Annotated in this window: 18 protein-coding genes; 9 read left to right on the top strand and 9 right to left on the bottom strand. The window is 46.0% G+C overall.

Annotated features, from left to right (window positions below; translation table 11 throughout):
* Positions 1-64: 64 nt before the first annotated feature.
* The 6 genes from KJS42_RS21210 (at position 65) to KJS42_RS21185 (ending at position 7,036) form a co-directional block, all read left to right on the top strand.
* A complete protein-coding gene (locus KJS42_RS21210; RefSeq protein ID WP_213624053.1) occupies positions 65-1,492 on the top strand; it encodes an aldehyde dehydrogenase in 1,428 nt (475 codons plus the stop codon).
* Between the two features lie 297 nt (positions 1,493-1,789).
* The gene (locus tag KJS42_RS21205; protein ID WP_213624052.1) at positions 1,790-2,614 is read left to right on the top strand and encodes an oxidoreductase; all 825 of its coding nucleotides are present in this window, start codon (positions 1,790-1,792) and stop codon (positions 2,612-2,614) included.
* Between the two features lie 95 nt (positions 2,615-2,709).
* The gene (locus KJS42_RS21200; protein WP_213624051.1) at positions 2,710-3,876 is read left to right on the top strand and encodes an MFS transporter; all 1,167 of its coding nucleotides are present in this window, start codon (positions 2,710-2,712) and stop codon (positions 3,874-3,876) included.
* A gap of 29 nt (positions 3,877-3,905) precedes the next feature.
* Positions 3,906-5,336: an aldehyde dehydrogenase family protein gene (locus tag KJS42_RS21195; protein WP_193416250.1), complete on the top strand. Its 1,431-nt coding sequence runs from the start codon at positions 3,906-3,908 to the stop codon at positions 5,334-5,336.
* A gap of 666 nt (positions 5,337-6,002) precedes the next feature.
* Entirely contained in the window at positions 6,003-6,566 is a 564-nt protein-coding gene (locus KJS42_RS21190) for a TetR/AcrR family transcriptional regulator (RefSeq protein ID WP_213624050.1), read from the top strand.
* Between the two features lie 140 nt (positions 6,567-6,706).
* Entirely contained in the window at positions 6,707-7,036 is a 330-nt protein-coding gene (locus tag KJS42_RS21185) for an antibiotic biosynthesis monooxygenase family protein (RefSeq protein WP_204801148.1), read from the top strand.
* Positions 7,037-7,644: 608 nt separating this feature from the next.
* Here KJS42_RS21185 and xerS read toward each other — a convergent pair.
* From xerS to KJS42_RS21160, 5 genes are all read right to left on the bottom strand, one after another.
* Positions 7,645-8,715, bottom strand: coding sequence for a tyrosine recombinase XerS (gene xerS, locus KJS42_RS21180; protein ID WP_193416248.1), 1,071 nt, complete (start codon positions 8,713-8,715; stop codon positions 7,645-7,647).
* Between the two features lie 278 nt (positions 8,716-8,993).
* A complete protein-coding gene (locus KJS42_RS21175; RefSeq protein WP_213624049.1) occupies positions 8,994-10,391 on the bottom strand; it encodes a carotenoid oxygenase family protein in 1,398 nt (465 codons plus the stop codon).
* Between the two features lie 42 nt (positions 10,392-10,433).
* Positions 10,434-10,955 carry a PadR family transcriptional regulator gene (locus tag KJS42_RS21170; RefSeq protein WP_213624048.1) on the bottom strand — a complete coding sequence of 174 codons (522 nt, stop codon included), beginning with the start codon at positions 10,953-10,955 and terminating at the stop codon, positions 10,434-10,436.
* 286 nt (positions 10,956-11,241) lie between these two features.
* Entirely contained in the window at positions 11,242-11,613 is a 372-nt protein-coding gene (locus KJS42_RS21165) for a rhodanese-like domain-containing protein (protein WP_306433144.1), read from the bottom strand.
* A gap of 21 nt (positions 11,614-11,634) precedes the next feature.
* Positions 11,635-11,943 carry a rhodanese-like domain-containing protein gene (locus KJS42_RS21160; RefSeq protein ID WP_213624047.1) on the bottom strand — a complete coding sequence of 103 codons (309 nt, stop codon included), beginning with the start codon at positions 11,941-11,943 and terminating at the stop codon, positions 11,635-11,637.
* A 378-nt stretch (positions 11,944-12,321) separates the two neighbouring features.
* On the opposite strand from KJS42_RS21160, the gene KJS42_RS21155 reads away from it, so the two are divergent.
* A complete protein-coding gene (locus tag KJS42_RS21155) occupies positions 12,322-12,693 on the top strand; it encodes an ArsR/SmtB family transcription factor (protein WP_193416235.1) in 372 nt (123 codons plus the stop codon).
* Positions 12,694-12,752: 59 nt separating this feature from the next.
* On the opposite strand, the gene KJS42_RS21150 is transcribed toward KJS42_RS21155, so the two are convergent.
* Positions 12,753-14,948, bottom strand: coding sequence for a heavy metal translocating P-type ATPase (locus KJS42_RS21150; protein WP_213624046.1), 2,196 nt, complete (start codon positions 14,946-14,948; stop codon positions 12,753-12,755).
* 184 nt (positions 14,949-15,132) lie between these two features.
* A complete protein-coding gene (locus KJS42_RS21145) occupies positions 15,133-15,786 on the bottom strand; it encodes a hypothetical protein (RefSeq protein WP_213624045.1) in 654 nt (217 codons plus the stop codon).
* Between the two features lie 179 nt (positions 15,787-15,965).
* Between KJS42_RS21145 and KJS42_RS23255 the strand changes: the two genes are divergently transcribed.
* Positions 15,966-16,103 (top strand): DUF6254 family protein, encoded by a 138-nt coding sequence (locus KJS42_RS23255; RefSeq protein ID WP_239483829.1) that lies wholly within the window; start codon positions 15,966-15,968, stop codon positions 16,101-16,103.
* Positions 16,104-16,229: 126 nt separating this feature from the next.
* Here the strand turns inward: KJS42_RS23255 and KJS42_RS21140 are convergent, their stop codons facing one another.
* Complete coding sequence (locus tag KJS42_RS21140) at positions 16,230-18,395, bottom strand: 5'-nucleotidase C-terminal domain-containing protein (protein ID WP_213624044.1); 2,166 nt, start codon at positions 18,393-18,395, stop codon at positions 16,230-16,232.
* A gap of 202 nt (positions 18,396-18,597) precedes the next feature.
* On the opposite strand from KJS42_RS21140, the gene KJS42_RS21135 reads away from it, so the two are divergent.
* The gene (locus KJS42_RS21135; RefSeq protein ID WP_068785695.1) at positions 18,598-18,777 is read left to right on the top strand and encodes a small acid-soluble spore protein H; all 180 of its coding nucleotides are present in this window, start codon (positions 18,598-18,600) and stop codon (positions 18,775-18,777) included.
* 65 nt (positions 18,778-18,842) lie between these two features.
* On the opposite strand, the gene KJS42_RS21130 is transcribed toward KJS42_RS21135, so the two are convergent.
* Entirely contained in the window at positions 18,843-20,402 is a 1,560-nt protein-coding gene (locus KJS42_RS21130; RefSeq protein WP_213624043.1) for a 2-isopropylmalate synthase, read from the bottom strand.
* Positions 20,403-20,492: the final 90 nt, after the last annotated feature.

Raw genomic sequence — 20,492 nt, 5'->3', positions numbered from 1 at the left:
TGAATTGGATAACAGTCGAACAAAAGCATATCAAATAAAAGACAATCACAAAGGAGTAACAAAAATGAAAGTATATGACAAGCTGTTTATCGGTGGTCAATGGAAAGCCCCAGTAAATCAAGAAGTGATCGAGATTCGTTCTCCACATGATCAATCTCTAGTTGGTAAAGCGGCACAGGCTTCCCCAGACGATATTGATCTAGCCGTCACTGCAGCTAGAAAAGCATTCGATAACGGTCCGTGGCCGAAAATGACGCCTAGCGAACGACAGGACATTGTCACTCGCTTCAATGAATTGCATGCTGCGCGTGCGGATGAGATTGCTGCTTTAATTACATCTGAGAACGGCACACCTAATTGGTTTACGAACGGTTTGCAACACTCGCTCGCCGAGCAAGCGAATGCTTACATTCGCGCAGCCAAATCGTATGGGTGGGAAGAAACTTTGAACGATGGAAAAGGTCCGATGATTCGTCGTGAGGCGGTTGGCGTTGTCGCAGCGATCATACCTTGGAACGCACCACATCAATCGGCTCTTGCTAAAATGATCCCTGCATTACTGGCAGGTAATACAGTTATCTTAAAGGCATCGCCAGAAACTTCCCTTAACGCCTTATTGTTAGGCGAGATCTTCGCTGAAACAGGATTCCCTGAAGGCGTTATTAGTATTGTGCCGGCTGGTCGCGAAACAAGTGAATACCTCGTATCCCATCCAGGAGTCGATAAAATCGCATTTACGGGTTCGACCGGAGCTGGGCGCCGTATAGCATCGATCGCAGGTGAACAACTAAAACGCGTAAGCTTGGAGCTCGGAGGCAAATCCGCAGCAATCATTTTGGATGACGCGGATTTAGAAGCGGCAGTTCAAGGCTTGAAGTATTCATCTTTCGTTAACAACGGGGAGAGCTGTGTAGCGCATACCCGCATTCTTGTTTCGAAAAAACGTTATGAAGAAGCAGTCGAGCTTATTAAGACAATGACGGAAAGCCTCGTCGTTGGTAACCCTGCCGACCCGGGGACTTTCATCGGACCTATGGTGAGAGCAGACCAACAGAAACGTGTTCAATCTTATATTGAACTGGGTATTCAAGAAGGCGCGCGCCTGGTTACTGGCGGAGCGGATGTTCCTGCAGGATTGGAAGGTGGATTCTACGTCAAACCAACGGTATTCGCGGATGTGAACAACAGCATGCGTATAGCCCAAGAAGAAATTTTTGGACCAGTTCTTGTCGTTATCCCTTACGATGACGAAGCAGATGCCGTACGCATCGCCAACGATTCGCCATTTGGCCTCGGTGGTGGCGTTTGGTCTGGCACACTTGAGCATGGACTCGAAATCGCTCGTCAAATCCGCACAGGCTACTTTATTGTTAATGGAGCAATGGCTTCTTACGAGGGCCCATTCGGCGGATACAAAGCCAGCGGGATCGGACGTGAGTTTGGCGTTGTCGGTCTTGGTGCCTATGTTGAGCATAAAGCAATCAATATCTAATAGTATCTGACAACTTGACCTTTTAGTGCCCTTAATTACCAAATTTAAGGTGATTAAGGGCATAAATAAAGGCGGTCTCAAGCTTTGTGACACAACGATAATAATATGGAAAAATATAATAGTTGGAATTATTATTCCGATTTAGTCGTGATAACTTCAATAATTCAAGATATATGGTCTATTTTATTGAAATTTACCCGAATATACATTCCATTTATTCTTGACCAAGTTGGATCTTAGAGCTATATCAACTGTGGAATGAATATTCCAATACACATTGATAAGGAGAATATTCTTATGAATAAAGTTTGGCTGATTACTGGTAGTTCCCGAGGGTTTGGTCGTAGTCTTGCGGAAGCGGTACTCGCTAATGGAGATCGACTTGTCGCAACAGCTCGCAATACAGAACAGCTTGCAGATTTAGCGGACCGTTACGGAGACCAAGTTCGCCTCGTGCAATTGGATGTGAATAATTACGACCAAGCTGAAGCAGCCATTAAGGCCGCATTCGAAACATTCGGAAAACTGGATGTTCTTGTTAATAACGCAGGTTACGGAAATATTTCCTCCATTGAGGAAACAGCGATGGAAGACTTCCGCGCACAAGTTGAAACAAACTTTTGGGGTGTAGTCAACGTAACAAAAGCCGCGCTGCCTTTGCTCAGAGAGCAGGGTCACGGCCATATCATTCAGTTCTCTTCCATTGGCGGTCGTATCGGCGCTCCAGGCCTTGCACCTTATCAAGCTGCGAAATGGGCGGTAGAGGGCTTCTCTGAAGTGCTTGTGAAAGAAGTACAGCCGTTGGGAATTAAGGTTACATTAATCGAACCAGGCGGTTTCCGTACTGATTGGGCAGGCTCTTCGATGCAACAAATCCAGCCGCGTGACGAATACAAAAACACTGTCGGCTATATGATGACCTATTTCCGTGAAAACACTGGAAAAGAGAGTGGAGATCCGGCGAAAGCTGCACAAGCAATCCTCACTATCGTTAAGGAAGAAAACCCGCCGCTTCGCTTACTGCTTGGGAGCGATGCCGTCGAGCTCGCAAATGCGATGGATAACGGAAAATTAGAAGAAACGAAGCGTTGGGAAAAACTTAGTCGCTCGACAGATTTCTAAGCCATTGCATATTTGTCCTATTGTATCGACTGTCGGAAGCGGTAATCTATGCCGTTCTCCGAACAGTCGTAATATAGCAGAAAGAGGGTGTCACATTGAAAGTAAGTGCTAGAATCGCATTATTGTCGATGGCTGTAACGACTACCTTCGGAACAATGATGGCAGCGCCGGCTCTTAAACCGCTTGCCGTGGCATTTCCGAATACGGACGCTCTGTTAGTACAGTGGGTCGTAACGTTATCTTCCTTATTCATTTTGCCGACATTGTTCTTGTCAGGAATTCTTAACAGAAAGTTTAATCGGAGATCCATCTTGATCACGGGTCTAGTCTTATATTTATTTGGAGGCGTCGGACCAGCCTTTATGAACTCATTTCCGTTCATCTTGGCTTGTAGGGCGCTCTTAGGCCTAAGTATTGGCTTAATTTCGCCGACATTCAACTCATTAATTGCGGAGAACTTTCAAGGAGAAGCACGTTCGCGCATGAACGGCATTCAAACGTCTATCAACGGGATAGGCGGGGCTATCTTCCTCTCTATCGGTGGATTTATCGCGACGCTTGGGTGGAGAGACGTCTTTATGACGTATTTCTACGCGGTCATTTTATTAGTAATGGTCGTTGCATTTCTTCCTAAATTCCCGCCGCTTCAGGTGAGTCAATCGGCGAAGTCATCCATAAAGATACCGAAGTTTTTCTACGCAGTAGCGCTTGCGGGAGGATTGCATACGATGATGTTTGCTCTGATTCCGACGAACCTTTCGTTATTTCTTGCGAATAACGGTATCGGCAGCATTTCTTCAGCTGGCTATTTGATAGCATTCTCATTAATCGGTGTTTTTATAGGTGGACTTTCTGTTACGAGGTTAACAGGTGCATTGAAGAAAAGACTCGTTCCACTGGAGCTGGTATTAATGGCTGGGGGATTCCTGCTTATTTCTTCCGCACATGCGGTGTGGACAGTCGCCTTGGGGGTATTCATGATTGGCCTATCCGAAGGAGTGCTATTCCCGCTGTCATTCATTAAGACCTCGGAAGTTGTTCCAAAATTAATTTTGACAACAGGGATATCCTTATTGCTGGCTTGCGTCTACACATGTCAGTTCCTGAGCCCGTTGTTCGTCAGAGGGATCGAACTGCTCTTATACTCAAATTCTACGCGAGACGTGTTCATGGCAGTGGCTGTTGCCTTGGTTGCTGTCGCTGTCGGATTCCTACTTTTTTCTCGAAACAGTATGCATCAAACAGTGACAGACGTTTCGTAAACTAAACTGACAATAGGTGGTCTAAAAATATGAGAAATATAACCCAAATTTACATTAAAGGAAAGTTTGTCACTCCTCAAGGCACTGAGCGTCAAAAACTGGTAGACCCTACAACACGCGAAGTTATCGGAAGTGTAGTCCTTGGCAACGAAGAAGACGCTAAGCTTGCAATTACGGCAGCGAAAGCCGCATTCCCGGCGTTTTCAAAAACAACGGTACAAGAAAGAGCAGATATGCTGCAACGTCTGAACGATGCAATATTGTCGAAAATCGACGAGCTTGCAGAAGCTAACATTCTTGAATATGGCGCACCTCGGATGGCGGCTACCGGACGTGTTCAATTGGCAGCAATGAATTTAATAATTAGCAAAGAAGCACTTGAGCAATACGAATTTGTTCACTATATCGGTAAAGCCAAAATCGTGTCCGAACCTGTAGGCGTTATGGGTATCATCACACCATGGAACGCAAGCTATTCACAGATTACGGCCAAGCTTGGTGCGGCGATCGCTGCCGGATGTACGGTTGTAATCAAGCCAAGTGAACTTAGTGGATTGCAAACGCAATTGCTGACGGAATGTATCGATGCTGCTGGCATTCCGGCTGGCGTAATTAACGTCGTTAATGGACTTGGTTCGACAGTAGGAGGAGAATTGACTCGCAATAAAGACGTCGCAATGGTCAACTTTACCGGCTCGACTCGCGTCGGTAAAGAAATCCGCAGAGCGACAGTAGATTCAATGAAACGTGTAACGTTGGAGTTGGGCGGGAAATCGCCTAACATTATTCTTGATGACGCGGATTTCTCCAAAGCCATTCCAGCTGCTGTTAAATCGTGTTTTTCGAATAACGGTCAAGCTTGCGTTGCAGGTACAAGATTGTTCGTTCCGGAGCATCGTTTGGAAGAAGTGAAGCAGCTTGCCCGCGCAACCGCGGAATCGATGAAAGTCGGTTTGCCATCCGAATCCGACACCGTGCTTGGACCAATCGTGACAGAGAAACAATATAATCAAGTCCAGTACTTTATTAAAGCCGGCATTCAAGAGGGTGCTGAGCTGGTAACGGGCGGAGAAGGCCACCCTGTAGGATTAGAGCAAGGAAACTTTGTTAAACCCACGATCTTTGCTAACGTAACTCCAGATATGACGATCGCTAAAGAAGAAATTTTCGGACCAGTTCTTTCGATATTGACGTTCAAAACCGAAGAAGAAGCGATCGAAATGGCAAATAACACAGACTACGGCCTTGGCGCTTATATTAGTTCGGGCAATCTGGAGAGAGCTAACGAATTGGCCTCCCTCATTCAAGCAGGCGTTGTGCTTATTAACGGCGCCGGATTCGAAATGAAAGCTCCATTTGGCGGCTTCAAGCATTCCGGGATCGGTCGTGAATATGGCATACACGGTATGAAAGATTGCTTGGAGACAAAAACAATAACTGGATTCGATTTGCTGGCGTAATGTCCATTTGCTAGCTATAAAAAAGCCATACATGATCCCCTTCAACTAAACACTCAACAAACTGTCCTGTTACTTGGGGGTTAGAGTGAATCTTGGAGGGGATATTTTTATGGTGTTACAGCGGAAGGGAGGGATAGACATGAGGTGGTAGCCCTAAAGTATAAAGCAGATATATCTCATTCTTTGTCATAAAGAGGAAGAACCTAACTCATAATAAAATGGAAACAGAGGACATTTAAAAAATCGAAAGTTGGGACTCGGCTTTGGATATCGTCATCTTAATATTGGTATCTCAGCGAAAATCCCGAGATATGGGGTCTGAAAATTCAATGTTCCCAAGCAGTTGTCAGCGAGCTTTCAGTGCAGTGTAAGCGAAAAAGCGATGACGCGACAGAAACCGTATTGGATTATTATAGGACTCTTTTAGAAGAGTTACGCAAATTTGCCATAGGTGCACAACGAAAAGACAAAAATTATGTTCAACACAGAAGGGAGCTTCACTGGATTGCAGTGCAAGCCGAACGTGATGCAGTACAGAAGTTATTTGAAAATGGGGATATTAACCGCGAATTTGCTTCTTATTTACGAAAAATGATCCGAAATCGCGAATCGACACTGTACGAAATCGAGGAAATGAGTTTACAATAAAGTTTAAGAGGTGGGGATATGAGCAAAAAGCAAGATATTATGACGGCCACACTCGACTTGATTCACGAAGAGGGGCTGCAGTCTGTAACTTTTTCTAAATTATTCAAACGTGCGAACGTCGGATCGGGCACGATCTATAACTATTTCACAAACAAAGAAGACTTAGTAAATGAGGTATACAGAGATTCACGTTTAAAAATGGGTGAATTTCTTATTCAAGGTTATGATCCTAATGCAAGCCTTTACGAACGATTTAAGTGTCTTCAAATGAATCGATTGAAATTCGGTATGCATTTTCCAAAGAATTTTTTATTTATCGACAGTTATTCCTTTTCTCCTTATATATCACCTAAACTGCGCAATCAGGATGATGATTATCATTCCAGTAAAATCATTCAGGATTTGATCGTCGATGGTCAAAGACAGGGCATAATCAAAGAAATGGATTCACATCTTTGCCATCAGCTGATCCACGGTATCATTTCTTCGATTTTGAAAGGATACTTTGTAAATAAATACCCATTAAACGAACTGCAAATTCAACAAATAATCGAGGCATCATGGAAAGCAATCCTCATTTAAAAGAGACCACTGTACATATTTGTGTACAGTGGTCTCTTTTGTTAGTTGGCCACAGACTCTTGGACGAATGTTGTTCATGCATATTTCAATCCTTAAAGGATCAACCTATATTATCTTTGTGATGTAGGAGGGAAATAAACATGACACAAATTAATGCAAATGAATCAATTCTGACTTTCATTAATGTATTCAAAGTAGAGCCAGAAAACCAACAGCGTGTTATCGAGCTGTTGACTGCGGCAACAGAAGGTTCCGTTAACTCTGCGCCTGGATTTATTTCTTGTGCATTACACAAAAGCATTGACGGCACGAAAGTCACGATGTACGCGCAATGGAAAAGCTTGGAGCATTACGAAGCGATGCGTAACGATCCAAGACCGTTGCCATTTTTTAAAGAAGCTTTGACAATCGCAACATTTGACCCAGGCATGTACGAAGTAGTAAAAACGTTCGATTTTACAGAAGCTTAATTCAGTAAGGACCTTGAGGCCGGTTATGGGTCAAGTATGAGCAAATTTACTAATACTTGACCGTGACCATAAACATATTTGGAGAGGATTTAAAGATATTATGCGTAATAGAAGGATACTGAGGGTTGTGTGGGCAGTGCGAAACGCAGATTAATTGCTTTTTTACTGCAAGAAAGGGAACAGAAAGGGAACTTATAAAAAACTAAGCAAAAATTGAGCTATATGGTGTTTGACACTAAACTTGTCGGATGGCAAGAATATTATCTCTTAACAGGCCGCGAATCAATGGAGTAATGGAATGGGATAAATCCATGCCCAACGTGGGTAGAGTTACTGCTTCTCAACATGGTCGGCAAGTTCCTCGATATGAAACGCTTATTTGTTCTTTAATTAGCAGCGGAGCAAGCAGAGGGTTATGGGGAGAATGTCCCGACAATTGTGTCATTTATGTCTGGACATTTGTGTCGTTAGACAAGTAATTCAAGAACAACTAGGGCTGAAAATCGGTTTGATTACATATGTACAAAATACGGGTTTTGTGAAAAAGTCGATGCTGAAAGACCGCTGGAACCACTTTTGGTTGCTTCCGGCGGTCTGTTGCTTCTGTTCTACTTGTCCATGTTATTAACTGCTTTGCGCATTTCCTCATCGGTTAAGTGCGTGTAGATCATCGTCGTCTGAATGGACGAATGGCCCAATTGATTCCTCAGACGCGGCACGTCATTGTTCTCCTGATGATAACGCGTTGCGAAGGAATGCCGTAGCGAGTGAACCGTTAAGGCCGGTTTACCGTAAGCCGTTGCGTATTTCTCGATTAGTTTCTCGATTGATCTAGGCGTTAACCGCCGGTTTTTGCCTTTGCGTCCGATTGGCGCTGCCAAAAACAAGTACGTTTCTGACTTCTCCGGTTTATACCGAGCTTCGCGAACTTTGATATAATTATCCAAATCCGCTTTTGCTTGTTCGCTAAAATACACGTATTGTTCTTTGTTGCCTTTGCGGATGACCCGTACCAAACCTTTGTTCATGTCGAGATCTTCCAGGTTGATGCCGGCGACTTCCGATAAACGTAATCCGGATCCAAGAATCAATGAAACTATCGCCGTATCACGCTCGCGATTAAATTCGTGAAACTGATATAGCCGCTTGTTGTCGCGGTTTTGCGCCCCGAAATCGTAAGCCACAAACTGCCGGAATAGTTCAAAATCGTCCGCCCGCAGGATTTTGCCTTCAATCCGATTAGCGATCGTTTCCTGGGTTTCTTTCATGGCATTAAATTCTATCTTGGCCATCACATTACGTTCGAGATAAGGCTTGAGCTCAACGGTTTCGGCTTTGTTTTGCAAATAATCGAATAACGACTTAAGCGCAGACAGCTTCCGGTTGATCGTCAACTTCGAGTTGCTTAGTTGATATTCCAGGAACGTCAAAAAACTTTCGATTTCACGAACAGTCAGTTTCTCAAGGACAGACAATTCAACTTCTTTGCGGCTGGAAGCGGCAAAACGTTCAGCCACGAGCCAATCAAAAAAGATAATATAATCGTGGCAGTAATTTAATAGCGTAGTGTGCGAGAGCTTGCGTTTGCGTGTGTCTATGTATTCAGCAACATACCAGGGTAAATCCGTTAATTTCTCATCGATGCGGCTCATATAATGCGATTTCGTAATTTTATCCATTTGAACACGCACCTCCTGATTCTAGAATAATCCATATATATAATTTCGTCAAATTATTAATTTACGTAATATTAAATCTGAGTATGAATTGAAAAACCATACCTCATATATTATATATTCCAAACAAAAAAAGCCTGAACTTCGGCCTTTTTGTTTCATCTCATATTTTGATCGATTATTGTAATATTGATTTAGTTGATAAGGCTATTCTTATACATTTTTGCTGCTGCTTCGGGTTTTGCGGTGTTCTTCATTCTTGAAGACTGCACTTTTTTCACTTACATATATTGCTCTCCAGTAAACATACCATGAAAACCAAAAGGAATATGGTTAACTACGTCCGCTCTTCCAAGCTCTTCAAAAGTTTGCGCGTCTAAAACGAGCAAAAAAGAGTGTGAATTGTGACCGTCCATAATAACCGACAAGATAACACCATCATCTTCATTAGTTGCATTCGGTCTTTGGACGAATAGCGCTTCACCTGGATAGCAACCGTCTTGTCGCCAAATCGTTGTTGTCCCCTTTTGTACATCCGCTTTAACTAATTGATTCGGGTAATTTTCGTAATGATGTCTGTTGGTGCTAATCCCATACATGTAACGGTAAGATCGCCCACTGTACCGGGAATAATGGATTGTCGGAAGATCAATGGACTCTGGAGACAACACTTCGTAGGAAACATTCTGAGAATTGAACTTTACCGTATATCTTCTCAATTGAACGAATATAGGTTCACCTGTTTCCCCCTTCAAATTGCTGACTTGTAAATGATTGACTGTTCTATCGTCTTCTAGTGCGCAAATATCTAATATTAAACCGCCATTGATTTCGAATGCGTTCACATGATGAAACGAGAAGAAAGCTTCGGCCTCGAACGATTTTAAAATCACCCCATCCGACTTGCGTACAACTCGGAATAATGTTCCTTGATCCGGCTTCCAGGTGAAGTTTTCGATCAAAGCTTTGTGTTCATTCCCCATGTCGCGAGGATCAATCACAAGCGGGAATTCTGTGATGATAGCGTAGTTTTCCGTGTTTGCGAAGCTGTGCATGTAAGCCGGTCGGTCTGTTGGAACCGATGCGATCAGCTCTCTTTTGCGACGATGTGCAGCCACTGAATATAAATGATATTGATGTGCTTGTCCAAATTCGGTTGTGAAATTGATATAGCGTTTCGTTTGAAGGTCGTAATGAGGGTGTGCCGTCGTCAATTGACCGCCTAGGCTGTCGTCAAAATTGAAAACCTCTACGGTTTCTAAATTTACCGGGTTAAACTCTATGATCGCGGGACTTTCTGCTAGAGCAACAAATCGGTCATCAAGAATAGTCACATTAATATTCGTATTATTGGCGTTCTTGATTTTGGTCCCTCCCTTGGAACCAAATCCGATATTAAATTGTCCATTTTCTAATGTCGAATAATAAGCATTCGAACGCAAATAGCGGTTAGAGTATAAAACATTCCCCTCATAAAATGAAAATTTATGCAGCATGGCAAGTCCGTCAAACCAATGCGTATGCCAACTTGAGTTATCATTTGCAGTAAATTTGGCAGGGCCATTGCGGAACAATGTACCATTTAACCAAGTAGGAATTTGACCTTTTGTTTTTAGTGGAACGGCGCTCAATTCTTTATCTAAATTCGAGAATCCAAGTTTGAAAAATTGTTCGCTCATGTTTGTTCTCTCCTTTAATCGCTTTTTTAAGGATTCAGGCAATTATTCCTTCCGTTCAACAGCGGTCAGCATGCTGTCTATTTTTTTTATAAACGAATCATAATGAGTTAATCCTAACTCTATACACGATTTCTGGAATGTTAACGGTGAATTTTCAAAATGCTTGTATTGTTCATTTAACTTATCACGTAGTTCTTGAATTCCCTTCAAGCCCTGGCGAAGTAAAGTCTCCATTGATTCTTGGCTGGCCATATCCCCAAAATATAAATGAGTTAAAAAGTCTGAAAGAAACATATCCAGTTCCATGGGTGCGTTTAAGTACTCGTTAAAGAGGTCGATTCCGGATTCAGATATTGTATAAACATGTTTATTCGGTTTTCCATCTTGTCTCACGGTTATTTTGGTGATCAACTTATCCTTCTCAAGTTTACTCAAGGTTGGGTAGATCGAGCCATAACTGGCATTGAAAAAGAATGAGAAACGTTCTTCGAATTGGCGTTTGATTTCGTACCCTGAATGAGGACCTGAGTTTAAAATACCGAGAATGACTCCTTGAATTTTCAATGGATTTCGCTCCTTTCACCAAACATCTATATATCAAAATGATATATATCTGATGTTAATATATCAGATTGATATATATTTCGCAAGTCATCGTACCCTCTTCCGCTGCATCGCTACCAACGACTTCAACTTCTACACAATCTAAAGCTCCTCTAACCCTTCCTCGCTTTTACGGTCATCTTCTCGTTCCTAGGTTAAGAAATGATAAAAAAACAGAACGAAAGGACTCCCTTTCGTTCTCTCTTATCTACCTTAGTTCTGGTTGACTAACTACTCTGTTGAATCATTATTTTTGGGTGGGTCCGCTCCATGACATGATTCCGCCGCGAAGATCCGCGACTTCCTTGATTCCATGACGTCCGAGCAACTTGGCGGCTTGTTTGCTCCGCATTCCGCTCTGACAATAAACATAAACCGCTTGATCTTTAGTAATCTCACCCATTCGCTGCTGGAGCTGACTTAAAGGAATATTGATTGCTCCTTTAATATGCCCGCGGTTATATTCATGAATCTCCCGAACGTCTATCACTTTCTTGCCTTTGGATTCGCTTTGGAACTGCTCGGCAGATAAAGTTCGCAATCCCTTTACGGGGGCAAACTGTCTATAGAGCATCCAGAGAACGAATAGGAATAGGATTGCATAAAATAGATAATTCACTTGTTCTTCACCTGCCTGCCATTAATCTCGAACCAGATTGCTGGTCCACGCGTTTAACCCACCCGTCATGTTAACAACATGAAATCCTCTTTCACTTAGAAACTCACACGCCATTCCGCTGCGATTTCCGCTGCGGCAAATGACGATCATTTCATGGTTCGGGTCGAGTTCGTTGAGTCTTAAATCCAGTTCACCCAGAGGAATGTGTTTAGCTCCGGCTACATGACCTTCCATCCATTCGTCCTGTTCACGGACATCGAGTAAAGACAAGGTTTCCCCTTTGTTAAGACGCTCTGCCACTTCGTTTGGAGTTGTTGCTTTAAATGCCATTTTATATTCCAGCCTCCTGATATCTTCTTCTGTTTCAATTTATCTACTATCTACTTTTAACAAGCAGTTCCACGGCCTCTCTACTAGGGTCATGACTGCCATTAGCCTGGAATGCATCTTCTTCGGAAAGATCACCTACCTATACCCCTATAGGTATAATAAAGACTTGGGAGTCCCTTGTCAATATCAGATCAATTGAATTGATTTCCATTCAGATCAGTTCCGGAATGTCACACATGTGGCATCCTGATTTGCTGTCTTGTTCGTTATATCCTTATATGTTATTGTGATGACAATAGCCGCTTAATTGTAATAATTTCGTTTAGCCCATCCTTTTTGATATAATGATGCAAACGCCTAATAGAAGGGTGATCATGAATGACACAGCCTATAAATACGGTGGAAGAATGCGAAACGAACTGCGTGGGCACAACTGCGGATTTGGACGTAATCAAGGAAGAGCTGATCGATGACCAAGCAGCCGTTCAATTTGCGGACTGGTTTAAGGCCTTCAGTGATCCGACGCGTGTCAAAATCATCAGCGCCCTGTTAAAACATGAGCTATGCGTACATGACCTGACAGTACTCCTCAAAATGGGTCAATCCGCCGTTTCTCACCAACTGCGATATTTGCGTAATCTCCGAATCGTTAAACGGCGTAAGGTTGGGAAAACCGTCTATTATTCACTCGACGACGGGCATATCGAGCAGATTTTTCTACAAACCCTCCAGCACACGAACCATGGATAAAGTGTGCCGCAAATAACAAGGACTGCCCCGTGTGGGACAGTCCTTGTGTTCATTTCCATTCAATTCGGTTTGATCTTCAATACGCGCATCGCGTTCAATACAGCGAGCAGCGTCACGCCCACATCCGAGAATACCGCTTCCCACATCGTGGCAACTCCGAACGCGCCCAGAAGCAGGAAAACCGCTTTAACCAGCATGGCAAAAATGATGTTTTGCCATACAATCCGCCGGGTCCTCTTTGCAATCTTGATCGCGGAAGCCAGCTTGGAAGGTTCGTCGGTCATGATGACGATATCCGCGGCTTCAATGGCTGCATCGGACCCGAGACCGCCCATGGCCACGCCAACATCGGCTCTGGCTAACACCGGGGTGTCGTTGATCCCGTCGCCGACGAATGCGATTTTCTCTTTGCTCGACTTTTGACGGTCGATCTTCTCCAGTTCTTCGACCTTATGCTGCGGCAGCAGTTCGGACCGGACCTCGTCCACGCCCAACTTTTTACCGACTGCCTCGCCCACTGCCTTGATATCGCCCGTCAGCATGACGATCTTCTTTATGCCGAGATTTTTCAGTAAACGAATCGCTTGCGCCGAGTCCGCTTTCACCTCGTCGGCAATCACCAGGTAACCGGCATATTGTTTGTCGATCGCCACATGCACGATGGTTCCCAGCTCGGAAGGTGCGGTGAATTTAATATTTTCCTGATTCATAAGCTTCGCGTTCCCGGCCAGTACCTCCCTGCCTTCGAACCTAACCTGAATGCCGTGTCCTGATATTTCGTTATAACTCGCTACCCATTCTTCATTCAATTCCTGACCGTAAGCTTCCCTGATGGACTGGGCAATCGGGTGGGTGGAGTGCATTTCGGCAAAAGCAGCATGGCGCAAGAGCTCTTGCTCGGTCCAACCGTTCTGCGGATAGATCCCGTTAACTTTAAATGCGCCTTTGGTCAGTGTTCCCGTTTTATCAAACACGACGTATTTGACGTCATTTAACGCTTCCAGGTAATTGCTACCTTTGACCAGCACGCCGTTTTTGGAGGAAGCGCCGATGCCCCCGAAGAAGCCCAGCGGGATGGAAACCACCAAGGCGCAAGGACAGGAAATGACCAGGAACACCAGTGCCCGGTACACCCAATCTGCGAAAGTTTCGCCGCTGAAGAGCAGCGGCGGCAGAATGGCCAGCAATACGGCAACAATGACGACAAACGGGGTATAATAACGTGCAAACTTTGTAATGAAGTTTTCCGTCGGGGCTTTTTTGCTGCTTGCGTTCTCTACAAGATCGAGGATTTTGGCAACTGTAGACTCCCCAAATTCCTTCGTGACTTCAATCGTCAGAACTCCGTTCTTATTCATAAATCCGCTCAGCACGTCATCGCCGGCTGCTACCTCGCGCGGTAAGGACTCACCAGTTAACGCTGAAGTATCCATGGCCGAAAGCCCCTCAATGACTTTACCGTCTAGAGGCACCTTTTCACCGGGCCGCACGACGATGAAGTCGCCGATCCGCACTTCCTCCGGACTCACCCGTCGAATCTCGTCACCTGACTTCAAGTTGGCAAAATCCGGTCTTATGTCCATCAACGCACCGATCGATTTCCGCGAACGGTTAACGGCAATGCTTTGGAACAGTTCGCCAACCTGGTAAAAAAGCATGACGGCTACGCCCTCGGGGTACTCTCCGATCATAAAAGCGCCAACCGTCGCGATCGACATAAGGAAGTATTCGTCGAACACTTGGCCTCTTACGATATTCTTCAGCGCCTTGAAAACGATATCCCCGCCCACGATCAGATAGGCGACCAGAAACAGGATCCATTCAAGCTCCTCGCTCAGAGATAAGGCGAACGCCGCCGCGCCAATGGCAAGACCCGCAATCAGTCGGGCAACCATGACTTTGATACTCTCCGCGGCATGGTCATGGGTATGTCCATGTCCGTCTTCTGCCGCTTCGGTACTGTGATCATGGCTGTGATCCTGATGATGAGCGTGATTAGGTTTGGAGGCTGCTTCGTAATCCAACACTTTTATTCCATGTTCGAGTGTACGAATTTTCATCTTCGTCTGCTCGAGAATGTCATCCGAACGGTCCGACGACATCTCCAGGGTCAACGTTTGGTTTGCAAAATTCACCGAACAAGCCGAAACCCCGTCAATCTTCTGGACGCCGTTCTCGATTTTTAAAGCACAATTCGCACAATCCAGGCCTTCCAGCACCAATCTTCGTTTAACCGCAGGACTACCGGTCTCCATATTCTAGTCTCATCCCTTCATCCAAAACCATATATGAGCACTTGTTCATATGTAGTATATTCCTCGGATCTCACGGTTGTCAATAAAATGGAGAACAGAGTAACAGAAACGGGAGAAGCCATCCAATGGTTTCTCCCGTTTCTGTTTGTACTATTCGCCAATCCTGTAGTGGAGCACAAATGATTTACGAATCGCCTTGAACCGTAGATAACGACACTAGAACCGGCCCGGCAAAATTCGACGCCTCTTCGCCTTTTGGATTGTGAAGGCGGAACAGAAAACCGTCACCGGTTTCTGATTTCCACACGATATAATCGCTAATGCCGTCTGCGCCTGAGGCTTGAAGATAAATTTCGGCTGAACCCAAAGGATGTTCGACCAGTTCTCCACTAAAATCGGATACCTTCCCGAGTGCCTCTAATTCCTTTCTCCCCTCAACTTGAAGCTGCTCTAGATCATAATTGGCGGATAGAGGTTTGATTTTCACCTCGTATTTGGAGTTGCTATTTAGGTACAGACGTCCTTCGTCAGCGTCAAAGGCGAAATTATCAAATACATATAAGCTAAAACCTTCGCCTTGGTGCAATTTCGCCTCCAGCGTCTGATTTCCCTCCCCTGTCAACAATTCGAAACTTTCGACCTCGGGGCGTGTCAAATGAGGTTCCTCAGGATGGTTATCCGTTTCGTTCCCCGGTGTAGGAGCCGGGACCTCTTCTTTCACTGGAGGTGAATGATCAGAGTCAGCAGAAGGTTCAGTTGCCCCTCCCGAACATGCCGTGAGCGACAGAATAATGACGAACAACGCGAATTTCATCAGTATAGTATACTTTTGCAGCACAGGTGATCACTCCTTCCTATTCTTAGTCCTTATGCGCAACTTCACTTCCCCATTACCTTATTCGAACTAGCATGCCATTGATCATCCAACTTTGTATATTTGCCCCTCGCACGAAACAACCTATCGAAATGGAGGGCAAATGCTTCCCATCTTTGACGAAAGGAGTGAGTTATCCCACAATGACCCGATCCACAAAAAGCAAAGAAAATGCAATGAAGAGCCGAAAACAAGCTCAACATCCGCATGGTCCCATCAAGTCCCTAGAAGAATTGTCAAATGAATACGATCAGGGATCTAACGGATCCAAGTCTAAGTAACTGACCCTCTTGACCCATACAAGAAGGCACTGGCTATTCTCCATCGGGTTCAGGTTCATGTCGTTTCCCGAAAATCGAAAACACACCGCCCCTCTAAGAAATAGACGAAGCGGTGTGTTATTCAACTTATTTAAGAGCGGTCGTTATCAGCAATACCAGATCGCTGCGCGTAACTTTGGATTCGCCGGATAAGTCCGCCAGGTTGACTTCTTTGCCCGACGCTTTAGCGATGACCGTGGCAGCCTCACTAACCGTTAGCGAACTTTTCGGGAGGAACGTTTTACCGCCGAGCCCCTCTAGAGCCCCTGCTCCCTTCAGTGCTTTGACTGCCGGTAAAGCCCAAGTTGGAACATCGCCTTCATCGGTAAAACCGGTTGCAGTAGATGCTGCAGGCACCTTGAAGGCCCGGCTAACCATGACCACAAATTCAGCGCGAGTCACTTCGGCAGCGGGACGGAACGTTCCGTCGCCATACCCCTGGACGATTCCAGCTGCAGCCGCTTCTTCGATCAATGCAGCATGAAGGTCAGAGGAAATATCCTTGAATCCGGACGCCCCCTTCTCCGGAGTCGATCCTTGGTCCACCGGTGTTGCTCCACCGGCTTCCGCCGGAAGCGCGGCCCCATTCAGGTCTGTAATCCGACCTTGAAGGGTGGCCTTCACGGTACCTACTTTATCGAGGTGTTCACGGAACACTTCATAGTCCACCAGATTCAGTTCGTAGAATCGACCGTCGTCTTTCGCTTGCTTCATGGAAGCGTAGAAATCTCCGCCCCCCGCCATAAACGAATTCGTTGCCACAATGTAATACGCTTTAGGATCGATATCGGTATAAGTGCCATCTTCATTCTGGATTTGAACTTGAACGATGCGTTGACCGGTTTGCGTTTTCTCGCCGGTAACGTCGTCGATCACTTCGCCTGGTTTTGTCGAATCGTAATAGAAGCGCAGGCCCGAAACTTGCGGGAAACGTCCTTCGCCATTTTCGACGCCGCTGACGCCGTTTTCCAGCGCAGCGCGAATTTCTGCCCCGGTCATCTTCAGTGCCGTCAAATTGTTGCCAAACGGCATCGTTGTCAGCAAATCGCCCAAAGTGATATCTCCGGACTTCAATGAGGCGCGGATACCGCCGCCATTTTGAATCGTAACGTAACCTTTAATTCCGGTTTCCTTTACGATGCTCATGACCTTCGAACGCATGCCATCGGCGATCAGGTTCCCCAGATTGGTTTCTTGTTTGCGAACGCTGCCGCGCTCGCCGTCCAGGTTCACGTCTGATTCTCCAATGACGGTCTTCTTCAGTTCTTCCAGGGGAGCGGCATATTCTTTTAGCTTAGCTTCCGCGGCGACATCGCCTTTGATCAAGAAATTACCTGTATCGTCTTTCGCGTCCAGCGCGATCAACTCGCCTTTCCAAGCGGTCAGCTTCCCGGTTGCATCAAAGGTGGCATCCAACTGGCCTAAATTTTGATTATATTCGCCCGTTTGCACGATCAGCGTCGGCTCTTGGTCCGCATGGTGCACCTCTGGCGCCGTCAGTTTGGTATGAGAGTGTCCGCCTACAATGATATCGATACCGTCGACGGCCTCGGCCAGATCCTGGTCAACGGTGTAACCGAGATGAGACAACACAATGATCTTGTTGACGCCTTCCGCTTCCAAGGCATCGACTTGCTTCTGTGTGCTTTGGACTTCGTCGGCGAACTTAATGCCAGGACCCGGAGAAGACAACACGGAGGTCTCAGGTGTGGTTAAGCCGATGATCCCCACTTTCTCGCCAGCGATTTCTTTAATCACGGCCGGGTAGATCTGTCCTTGCTCTCCGGGTTTTCCTACCCCGGTATGACTGAGGTTAGCATCCGCGCTAAAGTCCAGGTTGGCGCTGACGAACGGAAATTTAGCTTGCTTGATGAACTCGGCCAAGGTACCAGGACCTTTATCGAATTCATGGTTGCCAAACGTCATGGCATCATACTTCATCTCGTTCATGAAGAATAAATCGGCTAAACCGCTGAACTGATTGAAATACAACGTACCGGAAAAAACATCCCCCGCATCAAGTAGCAATGTGTGATCGTTCCTGGCTGCGTTTACAGCCGTCACCCTGCGGGCGATATTATCCAGGTGCGCATGCGTGTCATTCGTATGTAAGACGCGCAACGGATAATCCTTCGCCCCCGAACCCACAGCATCAGCAGCGTTCACAGGGAATTGAACGGCTCCGGAAGCAAGTCCGGCAACAAGGGTACTCATGACCAGCAGTTTACCGAAAGCTTTATTTCCCCAAATCATCAATCCATTCCTCCTCTACCACATTTTGATATACTACTCTATTAAATATAAGTAGTAGAGATTTGAATGTAAATCGCTCCAACACAAAAAGCGATTAAAATTTACATTTCCTTGCGTTTGAGCCGTCTAAAGAATAAGAACCGTGGAGCCCGGGTACTTTATGATCAGCAGGATGACATCGAATGAATTCAGGAGGTTAACTATGAACAGCCAACGGGCCAAAGAGATCGTCGCTTCTCCTTCCATGGTAGACGTGACTTGTGACGGTGTACCGATTTACATTCAACATGTCGACGAGAAGAACGAAACCGCGCGGATCTTTCCGCTCGGACAACCGGAGAATGAGAAAGAAGTTGCTTTATCTCAGCTTAATGAGCAATAAAGGACAGGCAGGAGAGATGATTTCGATCATCCCGCCTGCCTTTTTAATTTCCGAACCTCTCTAGTTTACATAATATATGTTATGTCAATATCATGGGTGCCAGCCAAGATCATCGCGTTGATCCCTGCCAGGAACGCCTGACCGCTCGCTTTGATGATATCGGTATCCATGGCACGTCCCGTGTAGGTTCTTCCTCCCGCTTCAAGCTGAATATTCACGCGGCCGATGGCTTCTTTGCCGTGAGAGATGCTGTTAATCTTATAGGAAGTCAACTTGGCGTCGATGCCGGTTAACGACTTGATCACGCTGTATAACGCATCGATCGGACCGTCTCCGATGGCGCTGCCCTTTCGTTCTTGCCCGTTGATCTTCAAGACGGCGGTGGCGGTCGGGCATATCTCATTGGTAATGACCTGGAATGAAACCAGTTCGAACAGCGAATGGCTGGATTCGTTCTGCACTTGCTGTTCGCTCAGCAGATAGTAGAGATCGTGGTCGTAGACTTCTTTTTTCGCATCAGCCAATGTCAAGAATTGCTGGAACAGCCGTTCGAACCCCACGGCATCGGAGGAATCGAAGCCCAGCTTCTCCACCGCATGCTTGACGGCATGGCGACCGGAGCGGGCCGTCAGTATTAACTCCATGCTTTCAGCCCCCACATCCTCGGGGGACATGATTTCGTATACCTGTTTATCCTTCAGCAAACCGTCTTGATGGATGCCGGAGGAATGGGCAAATGCGTTGTCACCGGTAATCGCTTTGTTTACTTGCACGTCAAGTCCCGTCAAATGGGTGAGCAGCCGCGACGTGCGAGTCAGCTCCTTCGCATCGATATTCGTGCGGCAGCCGTACAGCGCCTCGCGTACCTTTAACGCCATCACCGCCTCCTCAAGCGAAGCATTGCCGGCCCGTTCGCCAAGTCCATTGATGGTACACTCGATTTTCTCTGCTCCATTCTTGATGGCGCTTAACGTATTCGCAGTAGCCAAGCCCAGATCGTTGTGGCAATGCACGCTAAGAATGACCCGCTCGTCTAAGTTCTTCAACCGCTCATGGATGCGTCGGATAAGGTGGCCGAATTCCTCCGGCTCCGCATAGCCAACGGTGTCGGGGACGTTAATCATCGTCGCTCCGGCCTTGACGACAGCCTCAATCGTCTTCCATAAGTATTCGAAGTCCGCACGAGATGCGTCTTCCGTGGAGTATTGAACATCGGGCAGCAGCGTCTTTGCATATTTCACGGCATCGACGCCCATCTGCAGAACGGCATCCTGCGAGCGGTTGAATTTCTTCTCCACATGTACGTTGGAAGCGCCGAGAACGATATGGATCAACGGGTGCTGCGCCTCACGGATGCTCTCGTATACCGCGTCGATGTCGGCTTTCACGGCTCGAGCCAAAGCCGTAATTCCCACGCTATCCCCTACACCTCGGGCGATTTGCTGCACCGACTCAAAGTCTCCTTGCGAAGAGGCAGGAAAGCCCGCTTCGATAATATCTACACGGAGGCGCTTCAGTTGCTGGGCAAACTCCAGCTTTTGCCGTACATTCAATTTGGCGCCGGGAACTTGCTCCCCATCGCGTAACGTTGTATCCAATACGATAATGTTGCGGTAACGGTCCATCTGTGCGTTCCTCCTTGATTTGTGATTGTGGTTTAAAGTCACCTTTCTTTGCATCTATGTCAAGCGAGGTTGATTAAACCCGGAATTTAA

The sequence above is a fragment of the Paenibacillus sp. J53TS2 genome, assembly GCF_018403305.1.
Lineage (GTDB): Bacteria > Bacillota > Bacilli > Paenibacillales > Paenibacillaceae > Fontibacillus > Fontibacillus rhizolycopersici.
The sequence above is the reverse complement of the archived record's forward strand: the minus strand, read 5'-3'. Positions and strand labels throughout refer to the sequence as shown.

Excerpts from the sequence above, each read along its gene's own strand:
- KJS42_RS21160 (WP_213624047.1), bottom strand. The coding sequence starts at position 11,943 with ATGGCATTTAAAGCAACAACTCCAAACGAAGTGGCAGAGCGTCTTAAC.
- KJS42_RS21140 (WP_213624044.1), bottom strand. The coding sequence starts at position 18,395 with ATGATTTGGGGAAATAAAGCTTTCGGTAAACTGCTGGTCATGAGTACC.
- KJS42_RS21130 (WP_213624043.1), bottom strand. The coding sequence starts at position 20,402 with ATGGACCGTTACCGCAACATTATCGTATTGGATACAACGTTACGCGAT.
- KJS42_RS21185 (WP_204801148.1), top strand. The coding sequence starts at position 6,707 with ATGACACAAATTAATGCAAATGAATCAATTCTGACTTTCATTAATGTA.
- KJS42_RS21175 (WP_213624049.1), bottom strand. The coding sequence starts at position 10,391 with ATGAGCGAACAATTTTTCAAACTTGGATTCTCGAATTTAGATAAAGAA.
- KJS42_RS21155 (WP_193416235.1), top strand. The coding sequence starts at position 12,322 with ATGACACAGCCTATAAATACGGTGGAAGAATGCGAAACGAACTGCGTG.
- KJS42_RS21150 (WP_213624046.1), bottom strand. The coding sequence starts at position 14,948 with ATGGAGACCGGTAGTCCTGCGGTTAAACGAAGATTGGTGCTGGAAGGC.
- xerS (WP_193416248.1), bottom strand. The coding sequence starts at position 8,715 with ATGGATAAAATTACGAAATCGCATTATATGAGCCGCATCGATGAGAAA.
- KJS42_RS21135 (WP_068785695.1), top strand. The coding sequence starts at position 18,598 with ATGAACAGCCAACGGGCCAAAGAGATCGTCGCTTCTCCTTCCATGGTA.
- KJS42_RS21195 (WP_193416250.1), top strand. The coding sequence starts at position 3,906 with ATGAGAAATATAACCCAAATTTACATTAAAGGAAAGTTTGTCACTCCT.
- KJS42_RS21205 (WP_213624052.1), top strand. The coding sequence starts at position 1,790 with ATGAATAAAGTTTGGCTGATTACTGGTAGTTCCCGAGGGTTTGGTCGT.
- KJS42_RS21190 (WP_213624050.1), top strand. The coding sequence starts at position 6,003 with ATGAGCAAAAAGCAAGATATTATGACGGCCACACTCGACTTGATTCAC.
- KJS42_RS23255 (WP_239483829.1), top strand. The coding sequence starts at position 15,966 with ATGACCCGATCCACAAAAAGCAAAGAAAATGCAATGAAGAGCCGAAAA.
- KJS42_RS21210 (WP_213624053.1), top strand. The coding sequence starts at position 65 with ATGAAAGTATATGACAAGCTGTTTATCGGTGGTCAATGGAAAGCCCCA.